A 17,776-nucleotide genomic window follows, 5' to 3' on the forward strand; every position below is an offset into this window, starting at 1 on the left:
GCATCAGTTATCGTTATATACACACAAACATAACGATAGTTTTGTTTCAAACTCACCAGAACAAACCAGTAATTGATAAAAGTGGTACAGATTTTGGGGCACAAGTTGTGCCAGCAGCTAGCACCAACCGACCATAACCAGACAATTTGAACCATGCGTAGGTCTTCAGCTACTTTCCAGCTTAGGTCGCTGTTTTCAACAGATGGTAAGCGCTTCTGGACAATGCAGCTTATCTATCTGATTGTAAGCTGCTTATTTTTACTACTCTTTCTCAATTTACCCAACAACCGCGATTGGTTAATCACAACTATTCAACGATTTTATGATCAGCGACGGGATTTGGGGATACGGACTGACATCCAAACCCGCAAACAGGAAGGTTATGGTGCAGCTTTCACGTACACGAACCTTATTCGGAAATACTGTAAACCATCCGATTATTTCCTGATTCCACCGCAACGCTACCTCATTCGGAAGGCTTATCGGCAGGGGGCAGCCACCGGATACGCCTGGGTGTATCCAAGTGTATTGTATTACCATCTTGGCAAGTCAGTTCATTTAGTTGACATGGTCAGTCCTGATTCAATGATAGGCCGCGCTACATTTACGTTTTGGGTACAGAAAAATCAAGTAGCCTTACTGAGACTTACCGACAACAATCGCGCTCAGATTCTTGCCGAATTCAGGAAGTATGACCCGCACTTTTTTGCTTATACGCCACAGCAAGCCAAGGCCTACGTTAAGACGACCAAGCCATGACGATATCCCTTATTTTGGTCATCAGCGCCCAATTTCTGCTAGGTTTCGGCCTGATTACCCGGCTTCGAACGGTATCGACTGGATTTAGTTTGCTGGGACTCTCTATGTTGACCGGGCTTGGTCTGAGTACAGTAATCCCCATAGGCATACAGCTTAGCCATCTGCCAATTTCGCCAACGCCGATGTTTATTGGGCTAGGTATACTGGCTGGTTCATCGCTACTCCTGTTACGCGGGCAAGGGAACTACCTGCGCCTGTTGTTTAGCTGGAAACGAATATCATTCCGTCTGTTTGAACTTCCCTTTCTGGCCTTCTGGGCGTATTTACTAGTTATCAGTGCCTGGAAATGCGCCTGGTTTCCGAACCTCCCATTCGATACGATCGTGGGTCCTGATCTGGTAGCAACGTTTGCCGTTCGAGAGCAAACGCTGGTTTCGTCGGTGTTTACAGAGCATCTGCCTACTGCATCGGTTTTCAGTAACCAACCGTTCTATGCACCTTTTAGTACAATGCAGCAGGTTATCTATCTGCTAGCGGCCGATGATTCAGGACCTTTTCCGTTTGGGAAAGTGTGGCTAACAGTAGTGGTCATCGCCTTTGGTGTATTTTTATATGCCGAGTTACGCGAACGCATCCATCCACTTCTGGCCGGACTTCTCGTCACGATCCTCGCCTGCTCACCCGAACTGTTTGCCTATACGTTCCTGGTGCAGACCGACTGGGCCAATGCGGCCTTCTTTGCAACGGGGGTGATACTGGTACAACGCTATCTGGCATCAGGTCAGCCAATAACCCTGGTCGCGAGTGCACTCATGCTGGCCTTTGCCTGCTGGACACGTACCGAAACCATTTTCTTCGTGCCAATTGGCTCGTTACTGGTCTGGCTACATTCTCCAGGTATTCCGAAAAAAAGTGGTTTTCTACGGGCCACCGCTGTATCGATAGCCTGCCTGGTACCAGTTGTCTTCTGGAATTATGGTTTCTTACGAGGGTATATCCCCCTCCCACCAAATGCCAGTCTGGGGAAAGTTCATGGTTTTACAGACAGCTACGTTGGTCAACTCGCGAGTGTATACGCCACTATGAATGAGCAAGTGGTGTTCGATGAGATTTACTGGGGCTATGCTGTACCGATCTTCTTAGTACTAACGGCTATTAACGTTTTTGTTTTTCGAGACAAACGAGGTCTTTCCATTCTCCTCTGGATAGCAGGCATATACATCATCTTTGGGCTTCTCATTCAGCATATTGACGGCGCCAATATTCCGTTTACCTTCCGGCGGGGCTTTTTCAAACTGCTTTTCCTGATGTATTACTACCTGGGCATCACAAGCCTGTTCCGCTGGCTGTCGGATTGGCTATATCGGTGGGAAGGGAAGCACCCAGCCAGCAATAACTTACTGAAGTTACGCAGTGATTGTGCCTTTGTCACAATCTGAGCAGAATATACCATTTTTGCCACTATGAAAGGGCTGACGCTGGAACAAGATTTATACTCGGACTATCTGGTGGTCAATCAGGGACAGGCCACTGCCACCCGATTAGCCGCTCTTTTAGAACAGCAGCTCAGCCATGACCGGTTAACTCGTAGCCTAAGCGGGGCTGATTATGGGTCGGCTCAACTCTGGCAAGTTGTTAAGCCCTTTGTACAACAAATGGCCCACCCGGATGGACTCTTACTACTGGATGATACCGTCGAAGAAAAACCCTACAGCCAAACCAATCAGTTGATCAGCTACCACTTTGACCATACTCAAGGCCGTTCGGTCAAAGGCATTAATCAACTCACGGCGCTCTATCACAGTCAGGATACAAGCTTGCCTGTTGGCTTTCATTTAGTGAGAAAGACTAAAACCATTCAAGCCAAGAAAGGGCCTAAACGGGTCAGTGAGCAGACCAAGCAACAACTTTTTCGGGACTTAATTCGGCAGGCAATCGCCAATCAATTCCCGTTTAAGTACGTCTTGGCCGACAGTTGGTATGGTTCCGTGGAAAACATCAACTATCTGATTGACAAACAAAAGCAGTTTATTTTTGCGCTAAAAACCAATCGACAAGTAGCCCTTTGTGAAGCCGATAATCAGCAGGGGCGGCATCGGTCGATGAGTGAGTTAGGCTGGGAGGAGACAACACAACACCGTGTCTGGCTGGCAGGCGTAGAAACCGCCTTGTTGCTGACCAGACTCGTTTTTGATAACAAAGACGGCTCACGGGGGACACTCTATCTGCTGACCAATGACCTCACGACCGATGCTGCTCAGATACAAAGCACGTATGGACTGCGGTGGCGGATCGAACCGGGCCGCCGGAGCGGAGTTCTACAAGTCGATTAAGTCAAACACGGGCTATGCCAACTCCCCGGCTCATCGGGTACGCACTCAGAGCAATCACCTGTTCCTATCAATGGTCGCTTTTGTCAAGTTGGAAGCACTCAAAGTCTTGAGTCGGCTGAATCATTTTGCCTTGAAAGCAAAGTTGACTCAGAATGCCTTAAAACAGTCATGGCAGCAGTGGCAGGACTACAAACAAGCCTCTACACTACTTGCTCTATATGCGTAACATCAGTAACTTATTTTCGACAGGATTCACAGGATAAGGCAGTATCTGTGTTTGATCGTGTGATTAGGTTAATCATTGAACTTACTTTCCCCTAAATCCCCTGAAAGGGCAGGGCCGTTAAGTTCTGAATTTTCTTTACTTAACCAGCCTCTTTTGTTAGCTCATTTTTACCCCCAACCCCCTGAAGGGGGAGAAAATCCACTTCGGAGTACTCCCCCTTCAGGGGGCTGGGGGGTAAAAACGCTAGAACTTAACGGCCCTGCCCTAAAGGGGGACTTTGCTCGCACTTGAATAAAGTCCCCTTTAGGGGATTTAGGGGTAAAACAAGTTGGGAAAGGATAACCCTAAACAGGTCCTTCTTCATAATCCTGACCTATCCTGTAAATCCTGCCGAAAAAGATTTACCCTTGTTACCTTATAACCAGAGCGGCCTGGCTTCCAAAACGTTAGCATATACGCTACAATCGGCGGAATGGGCGCCGGGCAGAAATCCAATACTCATCAAAAACTCATTCACGATCTCTCCGCCTGTGAAGCGAAACGTTTTCTTGAACAGCTTCACCCACTCTAGTTTTGTTTTTGGATGATGAAGTTCCAGCCATGCGTCAAACGAGCCATGTTCCGCCTGGAGTTGTAGGATGGTTTTCGCATTTTCGATGGCTGCATTAATTTTTAGCCGATTGCGAATGATACCGGGATCGGCCATCAGCCTCTCGCGATCTGTATCCGTATAGGCCGCCACTGTTTTTAAGTCGAAATTGTCATACGCCTTTCGGAAAGTAGCTTCTTTTCTCAGAATGGTTTCCCAGCTCAGGCCAGCCTGATTTATTTCCAAGACTAATCGGCAAAACAACTCATTATCATCGTGGATGGGAAAGCCATACAGATAATCGTGATAGGCTTTGTGTAAGGCTTTCCGTTCTTCGGGCATGGAATCGATGGCGCGGCAGTAGGACATTGAGGTTGTGTTTAAACCCCAAAAATACGGCATTAGTCGCATCTTATCTCACAACAGGGAGATATAACCATACGTACAAGCGCTAACCCACTATCACTTCTTTGTGCTGGATTTAGCGATCTTGCCCAGAACAACTCTGGCGTTTTCGCCCATAATTTTATCTACCTCCTGGCTGGTAAGTCCTTTTGCTTTCAAGGCTTCCGCTACCTGCGGATATTGAGTATAGTTCGTTAACACCGGTTGAAAGTTAGCGCTCATATCGGTGCCAATCCCGACGTGATCAATGCCCACCACATCGATCAGTCGTTTAATGTTATCGACATATTCATCGAAGCTTTTATTGAATCCCGAAGGCCATGCTCCAATAACGCCACCCGTGTCAGCGACAAATTTTGCATGCTCTTTTGAAATAGCCCGGAGGGCAATTGGGCGATCGGCCTCCATTTGCAGGATGCTGTGCGATAAGATGATCGGGGATTTCGTCAGGTTGGCCACATCTTTAGCCGTTTGAAACGACGCGTGGGCCACATCGATCACCATACCCAGTTCATTCATCTTTTTGACGACATCTTTACCAAACGATGACAATCCATTGAACGTCGTTTCGGCCGTTTGAAGATCCCCAAGGCCATTTTGTGCGTAGTGTACCAATTGAATGGAGCGAACCCCGTCCTGATAGGCTTCTTCGATCCGGCTTAGCTGATCATCTAAAAAATCACCCCCTTCCACAGCCAAGTACCCAATGGGGCCGCGGCTTTTGGTACTCAGGTCATTCAGATCGGTTGAAAACGGCATGCCCACTTGCGCAAACACCTCTTTTATCCGCTGAAGCTGGCGTTTATACTCTGTCCAGCCATCGCCGGGCGAGAATTTACGAGTAATGATGATTCCTTTTGGGCCTGGTTTTATCAGGGGCGCATCGGCTACCAGCGCAAGAAACCCACTGGTTAGATGGCCTTCCTTCATGTCGCTGATCGTTTGCACGGTCTCCCCGTTATTGGCAAAGTTACGCTCGGTCATCGACCAGCCGGGATGGCAATGAAAATCAAAATAGATGGACTTTTTGGGGGCGGGCCTCGCGTAGGCTGCCAGCTCATCTACCGGCAGCAAAGATGCGCCCGCGGCTATTGTGCATATATTTTTCAAAAACTGCTTTCGTGTTTGCATAGGAAGGTTTTCTATAAAGAGGTTGTATTCGCAATTGTAAGATAGGATTTCTTTGGTTAACCCGTAACCGTTAATTTGCAGGTATGAATTATCCTAACTATTTGCTTGCGCTGGTGGCCTGCTGCGGTTTAGCGATGCCGACGAGCGTACAGGCACAGGACCGCAATCTAACGTACCGAGAGAGTCAGGACGATTTTTTAAATCCAGAACGAGGTTTTTACATTCCGATTTCTACGTCGTCGGCCCGGTTTGTACCGCTTGATGCCGCTGCGCTAACGACCTACCGAACCCAGCCGCAACGTGTCTCCAAGGCTACTTATTCAATCTACTGCTCGCTGGTGTATCGGAGTTACCGGCTGGAAACGTTTAAAGACAGTCCGCTCAGTGCGGATTTTCTGGAAAACGTGCGGGCCGATTTTGCCATTGCCCGTACTTCCGGCGTCAAACTCATTCTTCGATTCGCCTATACCGATAAAGCCACCAACGGCGATTGTCCCGATCAATACAAAATATGTCCGCCCTATGGCGATGCCCCCAAAGCTATTGTGTTGAACCACATTCGGCAGCTAAGCCCTTTACTCCATGAAAATGCCGATGTGATTGCTGTTTTCCAGATGGGTTTCATTGGCATTTGGGGCGAAAATTACTTTACCGATTATTTCGGCGATGCATCTACCAATGGGCTGAGCGTTGTGCCTGATAGTAGCTGGCAGGATCGCAACCAGGTACTGGCGGCTCTCCTACAGGCACTTCCCACCGACCGCATGGTGCAGGTGCGTACCCCCCAGATTAAGCAACGATTTGTTTATGGCCCCAAAGCACCCATTACGTCGGCAGCTATGCCTGCTACTGCTGGCTTTGGCGCTTCTCCCACCGCCCGGATTGGCTTTCACAACGATTGCTTTCTGGCCAGCCCCGACGATTATGGGACATTTTATGACGTGGGCAATTCGTCGACCAAGCGCGGGCCCGCTACGGAGGTGCTCCGCCGGTATATGGCCCAGGATAGCCACTATACCGCCGTTGGGGGCGAAACCTGCGATGATGCCTTCAGCCCCCAAAACGACTGCGCGCCCCTCGGCCGTGCTGAGCAGGAAATGGCCCTGATGCACTATAGTTACCTGAACGCCAGCTATAATAACGACGTGAACAACGACTGGCAGGCCAATGGCTGCATGGACAACATTCGTCGCCGACTGGGCTACCGGTTTGTGCTTCGGAAGGCCACACTCGCTGAATCCGGAAAGGCGGGGCAGTCTATAACCGTTGCGTTCACTGTTGATAATGTGGGGTATGCTTCTCCCTACAACCCAAGGCCGCTTCAACTCATTCTGCGACATACGAAAACGGGGGTAGTCCATACGCTTCCCTTAAAAACGGATGTTCGACGGTTGCTGCCCGGCTCGCATCAGCTCCGTCAGTCGGTCAAACTTCCTGAAGATCTAAAAGCGGGGCAATATGAGTTGCTTTTAAATTTGCCCGATAGCTATGCCTCTCTGGCGACTAACCCGGCTTACAGCATTCGCTTGGCCAATGACGGGCTCTGGGAAGCCCAAACGGGATTTAACAAACTGAACCATGTGCTTACGGTCCGCTGATTGTAGGGCTTGTTGAGCAATGGGCTTTTTGAAAAGCCAACGTACAGGGCTTTCTTATTAATTCAATTTTCAATTCATGGTCAAAAGCATCACGTCGTTATGTTTCTGCTTTGCCGATATGCCTATCGATCATTGTGTTAAGCGACACGGTTTTCAATTGATTGACTTTATCTTTCATTGCATGACATGGTAGGCCTAATATCACAAAAAAACCGCTACACCTACCTCGAAGGTAAGCATAGCGGCAATCTACTCTTTGGGTTCCGCTCTTCTCTGGGGCTAAACCAAACGAGCCATCTCTGTCTCTTGATGATCCTTTCGCTTTTCCATTAACTCCTCATACACACAGTCCCAGAGGTCAATGCGTTTTTGCAAAGCCTGACGAACAGACTGTTCGGCTTCCAGCCAGTATTGTTCATTCTCTCCGCATAGATTGGCCGTCATTTGTAGCGCTAGTTGGCTATGGTGATCACCGTCGACTTCAATGTGGCGTTCGAGGTAGTATTTGAAGATGGACAGGCTATCCGGGAATTTCCTGTGCAGGTCGTTGATGATCGAAATAAACATGCCGGGAATCAGGTCTTCGCGCCCGAACGTAAACACCGCCGATTGCTGGTGCTCCCGATTACCCGAAATAATAGCAAAGGTAAAATTTACAAAATCGTTGGCGGCCTGCGGGGTTGCTGAGGCTGTAAACGCCTGATCGAAATCACCCGTTTCTTTCAGGATCGCGACAAATGTTTCTATTGGTACTGTATCAGCACCGCACTGTTGCATAGCATCCAGATACAGTTCAAAGTGGCTTTTACGGGTGCCGTCCATATCGACATCCGATTCTTCGCCGGCAACGATTTCATTGATTAAATAGCGAGTTTCCGCCGAGCCCTTCGGAAACCAGGGAACCGATGTACAAGTGAGATTAAGTTGCAGGGCCTTGAGTAGCGACATAAAATCCCAGACGGCAAATACGTGATACTGCATGAACACTCGGACATCGTCCACACTTTGAATGGCGTCATACACCTTGTGGTTTATAATCTCCTGCCGCAACGGCTCAATTGATTGTTGAATTTGTTCAATTCGTGCATTCATCATTGGAAATAATTCACTGTTTTGGGTTGTATATACGACTGAAACCTGATAAAAGATGGCATACGATGGCGCAAGGCCGGGCCACGCTGGCTCCAGCCTTGTGTCTATTATTTTCCGGCCTCTGGCCGGATTATCAAACGTATCTTTGTTACCGGCCAGAGGCCGGGGAATAGTAGACACAAGGCTGGAGCCAACGTGGCCCGGCCTTGCGCCATCACGAAAACCCAATTAAAAATTCGGTCCAGCCGTCTTCGTTGGTTTTAAGGGAGAACGAAAACTGGTGATTCAGGAGAATTTCGCGGGTGAGTGTCAGGCCGATACCCTGGCCTTCGGGCTTGGTGCTGTAGAATGGATTGAACAGATTGGCTTCAATATCATTGAGGATAGGCTCCCCATTATCACGAATAACCAGCTGGCGTGCCGTGCTGATCACCTCGACACGGTGGCCCGTTTCGCAGGCTTCGAGGGCATTTTTTACAATATTGACCAGCACCTGCTCCAGTTGCTCCACATCAACCACCTGAACGTTAGCTTCTTTTCCGATGAATTGAAGACTAACACCCCGCAACTCGGCCTGTGGCTGCATTAACCGGACAACGCTTCGGGCAATTTCACCGATATCCATAGCCCGCTTCTGGGGTTGCGGTAAACGCACGACATCAGCAAACCGGCGCATGAAGCGGTTCAGTCGGTCGTTGCGTTCGATGGCTACCCGAACGGCGTGTTGCACATCGGGATCAGCTACGTAGGACTGCGTCACATCGAGAATTGAATTAACAGCTCCGATGGAATTGTTCACTTCGTGCGCCATCATCCGGATTACTTTGCTGTAGGCTTTCTTCTCACTCGCCAGAATCTCGGAGGTGAGTTCCTCAATGATCAGAAACGAGCGTCGGAAACCGCGATCCATGAAATTCGACCGCAGGACTTTGTAGGTTTCAAGCCCATTGGGTTTCATAATCCGCGATTCACCATCGGCCAGATCAGCAATTTGGGCCAATAGCGAAAACCCAAGTTCCGCTAGTTGTTTCCCAACTACGTCGTCGGGGCGCACCGATAGCAGTTGACTGGCTCGTGGATTAACGGACGCGACATTCCCGTCGAAATCAAAAATCAGAATCGCAATGGGGGCGGCTTCGATGAGTTTTTCCAGAAAAAACTGCTGTTCTACCTGCCGGGTCCGCTCCTGCCGAAGTTGGTCGATCATCAGATTATAGACGGTGATCAATTCATCGACCTCCTGATTACCCGTCGGCACGAACTTGACCGTAAAGTCCTTATCCCGAATGGCTTCAATCCCCGAGGCAATGAATTCTGACGGCTGCTGGAACCGCCTGTAAATACTGATAGCCGCATACACAGACAGCAAAAGTCCGATTTCACTGGCAATGAACAGCAGCTTATTTTCCTGTAACACCAAAAACAGCAGCCCCGTCATTGCCAGATGAATAGCAATAATGTACAGCAAATAGCGGGTGCGAAAACTAACGTGCATATAACTTAAACGCAAAGGGCGCAAAGGTAAGCGCAAAGAACGCGATGTAAATCTTAGCGCTCTTTGCGCTTACCTTTGCGCCCTTTGCGTTAAAAAAAACTACTCCTCAGTATACGGGATGCCAAATTTCTCTAATCGGCGGTAGAGTGCAAAACGGGTGATGCCTAACGCTCGCGCTACTTTCGCTACCCGATTATGATGGAACGCCATAGCACGCTGAATCATTTGGTATTCCATCTCCTCCAGGGTCATGGTGCCTACATCTGGCAGGGAGCTCGGGGCATGGAGCGGGGTGGTTACGTTTGATGTGAGGTTTCGCTCGAAGTCTTCGGTTTGCAATTCATCGTTCGAGGACAGGAGAACGGTTCGCTCAACCACGTTTTTCAACTGTCGGATATTGCCCGGCAACGCGAGGTTTTTCAGCCACTTCTGCGCCACCGGGCCTACGCGCAAGTCCGGGCGATTATAAATGGTTTTCAGGTTGGTTACGAAGTAGTTGACCAGCAATGGAATATCTCCAGGGCGCTCCCGCAAGGCAGGCAATCGAACGGTAATGAGGTTGATCCGGTAAAATAAATCTTCCCGAAACTGCCCTCTGCTGACCATCTCTTCGAGATTACGGTTAGTCGCACAAATTACCCGCACATCAACCGTTTTAGATTTGCTACTGCCTAACGGTTCGAACGTCCGATCCTGCAACACGCGTAGTAATTTAACCTGACTGGCGGGATCAAGATCCCCAATTTCGTCCAGGAAAATAGACCCTTTATTGGCCAGTTCGAAACGACCTACGCGATCGGTTTTGGCATCGGTAAAGGCACCCCGCACATGCCCGAACAGTTCACTTTCGAAGAGTGTCGATGAAATACCACCCAGATTCACTTTCACAAACGGCTGGCGTTTCCGGCGACTGTTCTGGTGAATGGCTTCGGCAATGAGTTCCTTGCCCGTACCACTTTCGCCCGTTATCAATACGGGCGCATCGGTTGGCGATACGCGCCCGATGGTTGTCAGGATATCCAGCAAATTGGGGTCTTCGCCCACAATGTTATCGAACCGAAACTGCTGATCGAGTTTCCGACGATTGGGCGATGTCGATGCGGGTTGCGCCAGATTCAGCGCTGTTTGAACCGCCTGAACGAGGTGATCATTTTGCCAGGGTTTCGTAATAAAATCCTTTGCTCCGGCTTTCATGCCTTCCACCGCCAGATCGATACTCCCCCATCCGGTAATCAGAATGACTGGTATGTTAGGCAGTCGTTCCCGAATTCGACGTAATAAACGCAGCCCATCATCGCCGGAAGTATCGACCGAGAAATTCATATCGAGCAAAATCAACTCAGGCACTTCCTCGTCCAGAACCTCAAAAGCCTCAAACGGCCCATCGGCAACGCGCACAGTAAATCCTTCTTTCCTGAACAACAGGGAAAGTGACGTTTGAATAGCAATATCGTCGTCGATGATGAGGAGCATGTTTTTTTAATGAATAATGGATAATGAACAATGAATATTGGCGGGCTACAGTCTATTATTCATTTTCGTCATTCATTTTACATTATCCATTTTACATTATTCATTATCCATTAATCTTATTCCTCATGCAACGCCACGGCGGGTTGAATCATGGCGGCTTGTCGGCTGGGGAAAAGGGCGCAGAGCGTGACAATGCCGTAAATGATAGCGACCGCAATCAGAATGGCGATTACATAAATGCTTGCCTGTAAGTCAAATACGTTCAGCAAGGGAAATTGGGCGGCAAACAGCAAGCCAATTAGCATGGCAAAGGTAGCCAGTACCCAGATTTCGCCGATGAATTGGGTCGAAATTCCGTTTCCCGTGGCACCCAATGCCCGACGAAGGCCAATTTCACCCCGGCGTTTGGCAATACTTAGGTTCAGGACGCCAAATAAACCAAGGGCTACATTGATCAATAAAAATCCGCTTACAATGAGCGCGATGATAATAGGTACCAAAACCAGATTATGCTGATTTTTACGCGAATCGGTCAGGTAATCCACTTCGACACTCCAGCCAGTCACCATCGACGCGATGTCTTTCACAACTTTGGCTTCAAACGTGGCATCCGTTCCGGGTTTCACTTTGATCAGCATCGTATCGATCCAGGTTGCATTGGCCTTTGCTAGCTCAAACACAGCCGGTTTATTCGTCATAAATTCGCCCTTGGCTTTGAAATTATCGATCACACCAACAACCCGGAATCGCTCACCAATAATTTTACCCAGCGGGTTTTCATCCCCAAATAAGCCTTCTCTGGCCTTCTGATTGATGATTACGGGCGTGTATTTACCTACACTGTCGGCATTTCGGTACCAATGTCCTTCTGAAACGGGAATATCAAGCGTTTTTGCAAAGTTCTCATCGGTTGTGTAAAAGTCCGCGAGCACTTTTCGCTTTTTGTACTCAATACCATTGTTCGTTTGATTCGCCGAAAATGGAAAGTTGCTACCCATCCGGGAAACAGATTCGACTTCCGGATACGCCTTCAATCGTTGCTGTACCCGCTGTAATTTGTCCGCGATTTCGGTCGTATCCTGGTTAGCCTTCAGGCCAATGGCCCAGACGTTTTCGTAGCGGAAGCCCAACGGCTCTGTGTAATTTCCAACGTTCACAACAACCAGTGTTGCCAGTCCAAAAAGCACCATAAACGACGCCCAGATCTCGACGATCAGGAGAGCGTGTGCTTTCTTCTTATTCCAGATTAATTTAAACAGATGAGGGATCATGATTAAAGAGCGAAAGAGTGAATGAGCGAAAGAGTGCCTAAGTGATCCAGCCTTTTCGCTCATTCACTCATTCACTCTTTCGCTCTTTAAGATTTGAGCGCTTCGGCAATGGTTAGTTTCGACATACGCAGGGCGGGCAACACGCCTGATAGGAGTCCGAAAATCAGGCACACGATCAGGCTGATTAAGAATACATTCAGATTGATGGTCAGATCGGCGTAGGCAATCATGCCGCTGGTATTGATCAAGTGAATGACAATCATTGTTAGGCCCAGTGCAATGGTACCACCGATAAGAGTAATGAAAATATTCTCAACAATGAACTGCCAGACCAGCGTTTTTACGGGTGCACCAAAGGCTTTCCGAATACCAATTTCAGAGGCTCGTTCCATAATTCGGCTGACATTTATATTGACTAAGTTGATTGCCGGTAAGCCCATCAACATGAATAGAACAAACGTGATCACTCCGAAAAAAATAGTCTTGATTCCAGAGTTCCCCTCCAGGATAGGCCCTATAAAATTATCCAGATAGGACTCGCCCTTCACCTCCAGTACCGAATAGTTAAATCCATCCTGGATACCGGGCAATGGGATACGGTCGATATGACTCTTGAACTCCTCCTGAATAGCCGGTAGGTCGGTTTTATCTTTCGCCAATATCATCGCCACATACCCGCCCCGCATTCCGGTGGCCTGGTAATTACTTTTGGGAGTCGTGTACGGGAAGTAAACATCAGCATAGGTAAACGGTCGGGTAGCCGGACTGGCCTTCACTACGCCAATTACCTTATAATGAATGTTTTCGATTTCAACATCCTTACCAACAACGGGTTCGTCAGCATTGTCAAAATAGTGCTTCTTGAAATCATCGGTAATGACCGCCACGTTTTCGCCATTGGCCATATTCTGTTCATTGTACGGCTTGCCTTCCAGAAAGTCAAAGTCGGTTACCTGCCAGAAATCGGCATCGGTGAATTTGGTATTGAGTTTAATTTTCTGTGACCCCACATAGGCATTGGAGCTATTGATAAAGGTGGTGATCGTTACTCGTTCAGGCGTTTTCAGCGACTTGGCGTAGTCTGTCAAAAACTTAAAACTCATGGGCCCCGAGCTATTCGACGTCCGACTCGAATCCTGCAGCCGCATTTGCATGATATAAAGCATCCGATCCCGCTTATTTTCAGGGTAATGGCTCCCAATCAGGTGATCGAGAAAGGAGGTCAGCACCATCATCACGGTCAGTGTCAGGCTGATGCCGAAAAGGGTAATGAAGGTGTAAAAGGGATGCCGCAGCAACACCTTCCAGGCGATTTTTATGTAGTTCAGTAGCATAATTTGTAGTCATTAGTTGTCATTTGATGGCCATTAATAGTCATTTGATGGTCAGTTGAAAGTCATTATTTGCTGGTAGAACATGACAACGAATGACAACTAAATGACTACAATGACCATAAATGACAATTTATAAAACCTGCGTTCCGTCGAACAGTCGAATGAGTCTATGCGTGCGTTTGGCCATTTGCTCGTCGTGGGTAACCATCACGATGGTGGCGCCGTCGTCGTTGAGTTGCTGGAGAATGTTCATGATTTCGTTGCCCATCGCACTGTCGAGGTTGCCAGTTGGTTCATCGGCAAGTATGATATGGGGGTTCCCAACGATGGCACGGGCAATGGCAACCCGCTGTTTCTGTCCACCCGATAACTGCTTCGGAAAGTGCTTCATGCGGTTACTCAAGCCTACTTTAGAAAGGGCCTCTTTGGCGTACTCCTGACGTGGCTTACCGTTGGTCGAACGATACAGCAACGGAATCTCGACATTATCGAGCACTGACAGGTCGTTGATGAGGTGGAAGCTCTGAAAAATGAAGCCGATCTTCTGGTTACGCAGTCGGGCCAGTTCCTTGTCGGTGTACTTCGTGACCGGCTGCCCATCCAGTTGAACCGTGCCCTTCGAGGGTTCATCGAGCAGGCCCATGACGTTGAGCAGGGTACTCTTGCCGCAACCCGACGGCCCCATAATCGAGACGAACTCGCCTTTCCTGATGTCCAGGTTGATGTTGTTCAGCGCCAGCGTTTCGATGGTGCTGGTCCGGTAGACTTTTTCGATGTTTTGGAGAGAGATCATAGTTTTAAAGGAGGAAGGAGAAAAGGGAAGAGAGGGAGGAAGGGTTAAGCGGATAAGTGAATGAATAATTTTTTTATTCCTTCTCCCTTTCCACCCCCTCCTCCCTTTTCTCCTTCATTTTAGTTTCTGGTTTGTGTCAAAATCGTATAAGGTTAATAAGCGAAGGGTGTAGTAGGCTTGCCAGTAATCGCGCAGGGCCAGGATGGCATCGCGACGGGCGCGGTCTTTTTCCTGCGTGGCAATGCCTAAGTCGGTCACACTGAGGTCGCTTAATTTAAAGCGATCCTGCGCAATCTGGTAGCGGCTCTGGCCAATCTGGTCGGCTTTGGCAGTGAGCGTCACTTGCTGGCGAAGCATTTGTAATAGCGTCACCTGCGTAAAAATCTCCTGTTCGAAAGTGAGTTTATCCTGCTCGACGGTTTGCTGCGCCAGTTCCCGGTTTGCCTTTGCCGTTTCGACAATGGCCTGCGCGCGGCCCCAGGTCATAATGGGTAGCGTAAATTGAAGCGAGACATATTCCCGGTTCTGCGGACGAACGTACACGTCAATGAGACTGGGGCCTTGATTCGACAAACCGTATCCTGCCGTTAATGTCGCGTTCAGACCATTGTTTTTGCGCGCTTTTTCCAGATCCCGTTCAGCCTCCAGCAGCCGACGTTTGAACGCAATGGCTGCCGCCCGATTGGCCGTGGCCTCGTTGATCGCCCGATTCACATCGACCGTCAGATCAGGAATCTGGTTGGGAATGGCCAATTCAAGCGGGCGCGTTTGGCTAATCACCGAACGATCGTTTGCTTCCGTTCGATAGCCAATAAACGTCTTCAGTTTGAGCGACGCCACAGCTGCCGTTTGCCGCGCCGATGCCAGGTCTTTCTCGGCATTGAGTACGCTCAGTTGCAATTGTAACAAATCGTTCTGCGAAATTTTGCCAAGGTCTAGTTTGTGGAGCGCAATGTGATAAAGGGTATCATTATTGACACGGTTGGTTTCGGCAATTTGCAGATTCACTTGCGACACCAGCAGATCAAAATACAGGTTGGTGGCCGTTAGTGAAACCTGTTCGAGCGATTCGATCAGTTGCTGATTTCCCTCGGCAAATAACAGTGGCTGGATTTTCTTATCCCAGCGCATCTGGTTGAACTGGAACAGCGGCTGCGACAGGCCAATGCCAAACGGAATGCCATTATAAAGCGTGCTATTCTGAATGAAATTATCGAACCGCTGGAGCTGTTTCTGAACAAAAATCGTCCCGCCCGTTGGGGCAATCGTTTGACTCAGCGACAAATTCAGGATCGAGTTATTATACGATACGGGCTCAAACCGAATGTTCCCATCGGGCTGCGTCACCTGCACATACGAGCGGGTGAAATTAGGCAAGGACCCATCCAAACTGAGCTGCGGTTTAAACTGAGCCAGAAACGAGCGATAAGCCCAGATGTTCGTACGCTGTTGCGTGTTAGCCCGTTTCGCCGACACCGACTGTGCCTGCGCCAGTTGCAAAACCTCGTTCAGGGTCGTGACTTGTGCCGATGTTTGCCCAACGATCCCAAGTAAACCCAGTATGACTAAGTAAAAGCGGTTCATAGCGGTCTGGGTTAGTGTTTCGGCTCAATGGTGATTTCTTCCAGATGCTCGTACTGGCTCAGATCGGTCAGGATGATTTGTTCTCCCGGCTGAATCCCCGACTTTATTTCTACGAAATCAAAGTTGGATAGACCTAACGCGATCTCCCTACGGTGCGCTACCTGACTCCCTTTCGGTAACACATATACGTACTGGGTTCGCTTGCCTTTGAAGGCGGGACCGTTAGCTACCCGTACGGCCTTTGCCACTCGATCAGTGATGACGAACACTTCCACTTTCATATTCGGACGAAGGGACGCGTGGTGGCTGTTATCCAGTTGAATCACAAACTGCACAATCCCATTTTTCACGGCGGGTTTCACCTGCGTAATGAGCCCCCGCAGATTGGTTTCATTTACTTTAACCGTAACCATTAGCCCTACTTTAACCTGATCGGCATACACATCAGAACACGACCCTTCAACCCGAAAACTCGCCAGATCGGCCAGTTTGGCCAGCATTTCGCCTTCGTTGACGGCTGAGCCGATGTTCTCATTTACCCAGGTCAGCACACCCGGCCGGTCGGCAATAATATTGGCCTGTTTTAGTTTGTGAGTCAGTTCTTTCAGGTTCTTTTCTTCAATCTGCGCCTGTAAGGTCGTTTCGCGCAGGCTGGCGCTCATCGACTGTCGATTGTAAGTGAGGTCGTTCTCTAACTGCTTTTTTTCCAGTTCGGCCACACGAAGGGCATTTTCGGCGCGGGTCACATCTTCGCCTGTGCTCCCGCCTACTTTCTGCAATCGTTTGGTCCCTTCCAGATCAGCCCGTAGCCGATTGATGTTGAGCAGCTTTATCTGATCATTCACTTCGGCATCGTACAGGCTTTTATTCAACTTCATGCGCAACTGATCGATGCCGTTCCGTTTCAGCGCCAGCTGGTCATTGAGTTTTTCCAATTCAATTTCGGTGAGCGACTTATCGAGATCCATAATAGGCTGACCCGCTTTTACCGACGTACCCGGTGTCAGTAATATCCGACGGATACTGGCCCGAATGGGACTGGTATAGATCTGCTCGTAAGCGGGAATGACTTCACCCGTGGCATTCAGGGAGTTTTCGACCGGCCCAATTTCGGCAGTGGCCAGACGAATTCGATCGGCCTCGACAGACGTTTTGAGCGCATTCCGTGTCCAGAGAATGACCAGTGCCAACACAACAACAGCCGTCACCCCAATAAGCAGGTTCCGATTGCGGCCACGGTTGGCGATCTCTGGGGCAAGTTCTTTATCCATTTTCTGTGTTGTATGACACAGATAGAGAGCCAAACAACGTGCCAGGAGGCAATCTACTAGAAGTCAATTAGTTGGCAGAGATTAGCTTAAATAAAATGTGCGATTTCGCACATTTTATTGCGATTTCGCACGCGTGTTTTTGTCATCCCGAAGAATGAGGGATCTCAAGTTTCCTGACGCTTGAGATCCCTCATTCCCGACGTTCTCGCTTGGCTTCGCCGAGTGAGGATTATTTTTTGACGGCCTCTGGCCGGTGAATTATGTCAAAAACGGGCCAGAGGCCCTTGAAACGATAGTCCTCACTCGGCGAAGCCAAGCGAGAACGGTGTGTCAGGTGTAAGCACCTGGCATCACAATCACCATAAATCTTCTCCCCTACAAAAGGCAGTTCCAAAAGCTTTTCGTACCTTTTTACCCCATTA

General features: G+C 48.9%; 15 protein-coding genes. 5 read left to right on the forward strand and 10 right to left on the reverse strand.

Annotation, left to right across the window (positions count from 1 at the left end; genetic code table 11):
* The first annotated feature begins 153 nt into the window (after positions 1-153).
* Genes EXU85_RS17185 through EXU85_RS36185 form a run of 4 tightly spaced genes read left to right on the forward strand, consistent with a single transcriptional unit; the run spans position 154 to position 3,318 of the window.
* Positions 154-759: a hypothetical protein gene (locus EXU85_RS17185; protein ID WP_142773263.1), complete on the forward strand. Its 606-nt coding sequence runs from the start codon at positions 154-156 to the stop codon at positions 757-759.
* Entirely contained in the window at positions 756-2,198 is a 1,443-nt protein-coding gene (locus EXU85_RS17190) for a glycosyltransferase family 39 protein (RefSeq protein ID WP_142773264.1), read from the forward strand. The genes EXU85_RS17185 and EXU85_RS17190 overlap by 4 nt, the downstream gene beginning before the upstream one ends.
* A 24-nt stretch (positions 2,199-2,222) precedes the next feature.
* Complete coding sequence (locus EXU85_RS17195) at positions 2,223-3,092, forward strand: transposase (protein WP_371732029.1); 870 nt, start codon at positions 2,223-2,225, stop codon at positions 3,090-3,092.
* The gene (locus EXU85_RS36185) at positions 3,034-3,318 is read left to right on the forward strand and encodes a hypothetical protein (protein WP_371732030.1); all 285 of its coding nucleotides are present in this window, start codon (positions 3,034-3,036) and stop codon (positions 3,316-3,318) included. The genes EXU85_RS17195 and EXU85_RS36185 overlap by 59 nt, the downstream gene beginning before the upstream one ends.
* 415 nt (positions 3,319-3,733) lie before the next feature.
* Here EXU85_RS36185 and EXU85_RS17200 read toward each other — a convergent pair whose 3' ends face one another.
* Positions 3,734-4,276, reverse strand: a complete 543-nt coding sequence (locus EXU85_RS17200; protein ID WP_142773265.1) for a DNA-3-methyladenine glycosylase I — start codon at positions 4,274-4,276, stop codon at positions 3,734-3,736.
* Positions 4,277-4,369: 93 nt separating this feature from the next.
* Complete coding sequence (locus EXU85_RS17205) at positions 4,370-5,443, reverse strand: dipeptidase (RefSeq protein ID WP_142773266.1); 1,074 nt, start codon at positions 5,441-5,443, stop codon at positions 4,370-4,372.
* Between the two features lie 83 nt (positions 5,444-5,526).
* Between EXU85_RS17205 and EXU85_RS17210 the strand changes: the two genes are divergently transcribed.
* Positions 5,527-7,041 (forward strand): DUF4832 domain-containing protein, encoded by a 1,515-nt coding sequence (locus tag EXU85_RS17210; protein WP_142773267.1) that lies wholly within the window; start codon positions 5,527-5,529, stop codon positions 7,039-7,041.
* A gap of 279 nt (positions 7,042-7,320) precedes the next feature.
* Here EXU85_RS17210 and EXU85_RS17215 read toward each other — a convergent pair whose 3' ends face one another.
* The 8 genes from EXU85_RS17215 to EXU85_RS17250 all read right to left on the reverse strand — a co-directional run bounded on the left by EXU85_RS17215 (position 7,321) and on the right by EXU85_RS17250 (position 17,354).
* On the reverse strand, positions 7,321-8,133 hold the full coding sequence (locus EXU85_RS17215; protein WP_142776745.1) for a DUF3050 domain-containing protein: 813 nt from the start codon (positions 8,131-8,133) through the stop codon (positions 7,321-7,323).
* A gap of 214 nt (positions 8,134-8,347) precedes the next feature.
* Positions 8,348-9,628: a PAS domain-containing sensor histidine kinase gene (locus EXU85_RS17220; protein ID WP_142773268.1), complete on the reverse strand. Its 1,281-nt coding sequence runs from the start codon at positions 9,626-9,628 to the stop codon at positions 8,348-8,350.
* 99 nt (positions 9,629-9,727) lie between these two features.
* A complete protein-coding gene (locus EXU85_RS17225; protein ID WP_142773269.1) occupies positions 9,728-11,101 on the reverse strand; it encodes a sigma-54 dependent transcriptional regulator in 1,374 nt (457 codons plus the stop codon).
* Positions 11,102-11,217: 116 nt separating this feature from the next.
* Positions 11,218-12,372 (reverse strand): ABC transporter permease, encoded by a 1,155-nt coding sequence (locus EXU85_RS17230; RefSeq protein ID WP_142773270.1) that lies wholly within the window; start codon positions 12,370-12,372, stop codon positions 11,218-11,220.
* 86 nt (positions 12,373-12,458) lie between these two features.
* Positions 12,459-13,706 carry an ABC transporter permease gene (locus tag EXU85_RS17235; protein WP_142773271.1) on the reverse strand — a complete coding sequence of 416 codons (1,248 nt, stop codon included), beginning with the start codon at positions 13,704-13,706 and terminating at the stop codon, positions 12,459-12,461.
* A gap of 130 nt (positions 13,707-13,836) precedes the next feature.
* Positions 13,837-14,499, reverse strand: coding sequence for an ABC transporter ATP-binding protein (locus tag EXU85_RS17240; RefSeq protein WP_142773272.1), 663 nt, complete (start codon positions 14,497-14,499; stop codon positions 13,837-13,839).
* Positions 14,500-14,613: 114 nt separating this feature from the next.
* Positions 14,614-16,083 (reverse strand): TolC family protein, encoded by a 1,470-nt coding sequence (locus EXU85_RS17245; protein WP_142773273.1) that lies wholly within the window; start codon positions 16,081-16,083, stop codon positions 14,614-14,616.
* A gap of 11 nt (positions 16,084-16,094) precedes the next feature.
* Entirely contained in the window at positions 16,095-17,354 is a 1,260-nt protein-coding gene (locus EXU85_RS17250; protein ID WP_142773274.1) for an efflux RND transporter periplasmic adaptor subunit, read from the reverse strand.
* Positions 17,355-17,776 lie beyond the last annotated feature (422 nt).

Source organism: Spirosoma sp. KCTC 42546, from assembly GCF_006965485.1.
Lineage (GTDB): Bacteria > Bacteroidota > Bacteroidia > Cytophagales > Spirosomataceae > Spirosoma.

Excerpts from the sequence above, each read along its gene's own strand:
- EXU85_RS17185 (WP_142773263.1), top strand. The coding sequence starts at position 154 with ATGCGTAGGTCTTCAGCTACTTTCCAGCTTAGGTCGCTGTTTTCAACA.
- EXU85_RS17190 (WP_142773264.1), top strand. The coding sequence starts at position 756 with ATGACGATATCCCTTATTTTGGTCATCAGCGCCCAATTTCTGCTAGGT.
- EXU85_RS17195 (WP_371732029.1), top strand. The coding sequence starts at position 2,223 with ATGAAAGGGCTGACGCTGGAACAAGATTTATACTCGGACTATCTGGTG.
- EXU85_RS36185 (WP_371732030.1), top strand. The coding sequence starts at position 3,034 with ATGGACTGCGGTGGCGGATCGAACCGGGCCGCCGGAGCGGAGTTCTAC.
- EXU85_RS17200 (WP_142773265.1), bottom strand. The coding sequence starts at position 4,276 with ATGTCCTACTGCCGCGCCATCGATTCCATGCCCGAAGAACGGAAAGCC.
- EXU85_RS17205 (WP_142773266.1), bottom strand. The coding sequence starts at position 5,443 with ATGCAAACACGAAAGCAGTTTTTGAAAAATATATGCACAATAGCCGCG.
- EXU85_RS17210 (WP_142773267.1), top strand. The coding sequence starts at position 5,527 with ATGAATTATCCTAACTATTTGCTTGCGCTGGTGGCCTGCTGCGGTTTA.
- EXU85_RS17215 (WP_142776745.1), bottom strand. The coding sequence starts at position 8,133 with ATGAATGCACGAATTGAACAAATTCAACAATCAATTGAGCCGTTGCGG.
- EXU85_RS17220 (WP_142773268.1), bottom strand. The coding sequence starts at position 9,628 with ATGCACGTTAGTTTTCGCACCCGCTATTTGCTGTACATTATTGCTATT.
- EXU85_RS17225 (WP_142773269.1), bottom strand. The coding sequence starts at position 11,101 with ATGCTCCTCATCATCGACGACGATATTGCTATTCAAACGTCACTTTCC.
- EXU85_RS17230 (WP_142773270.1), bottom strand. The coding sequence starts at position 12,372 with ATGATCCCTCATCTGTTTAAATTAATCTGGAATAAGAAGAAAGCACAC.
- EXU85_RS17235 (WP_142773271.1), bottom strand. The coding sequence starts at position 13,706 with ATGCTACTGAACTACATAAAAATCGCCTGGAAGGTGTTGCTGCGGCAT.
- EXU85_RS17240 (WP_142773272.1), bottom strand. The coding sequence starts at position 14,499 with ATGATCTCTCTCCAAAACATCGAAAAAGTCTACCGGACCAGCACCATC.
- EXU85_RS17245 (WP_142773273.1), bottom strand. The coding sequence starts at position 16,083 with ATGAACCGCTTTTACTTAGTCATACTGGGTTTACTTGGGATCGTTGGG.
- EXU85_RS17250 (WP_142773274.1), bottom strand. The coding sequence starts at position 17,354 with ATGGATAAAGAACTTGCCCCAGAGATCGCCAACCGTGGCCGCAATCGG.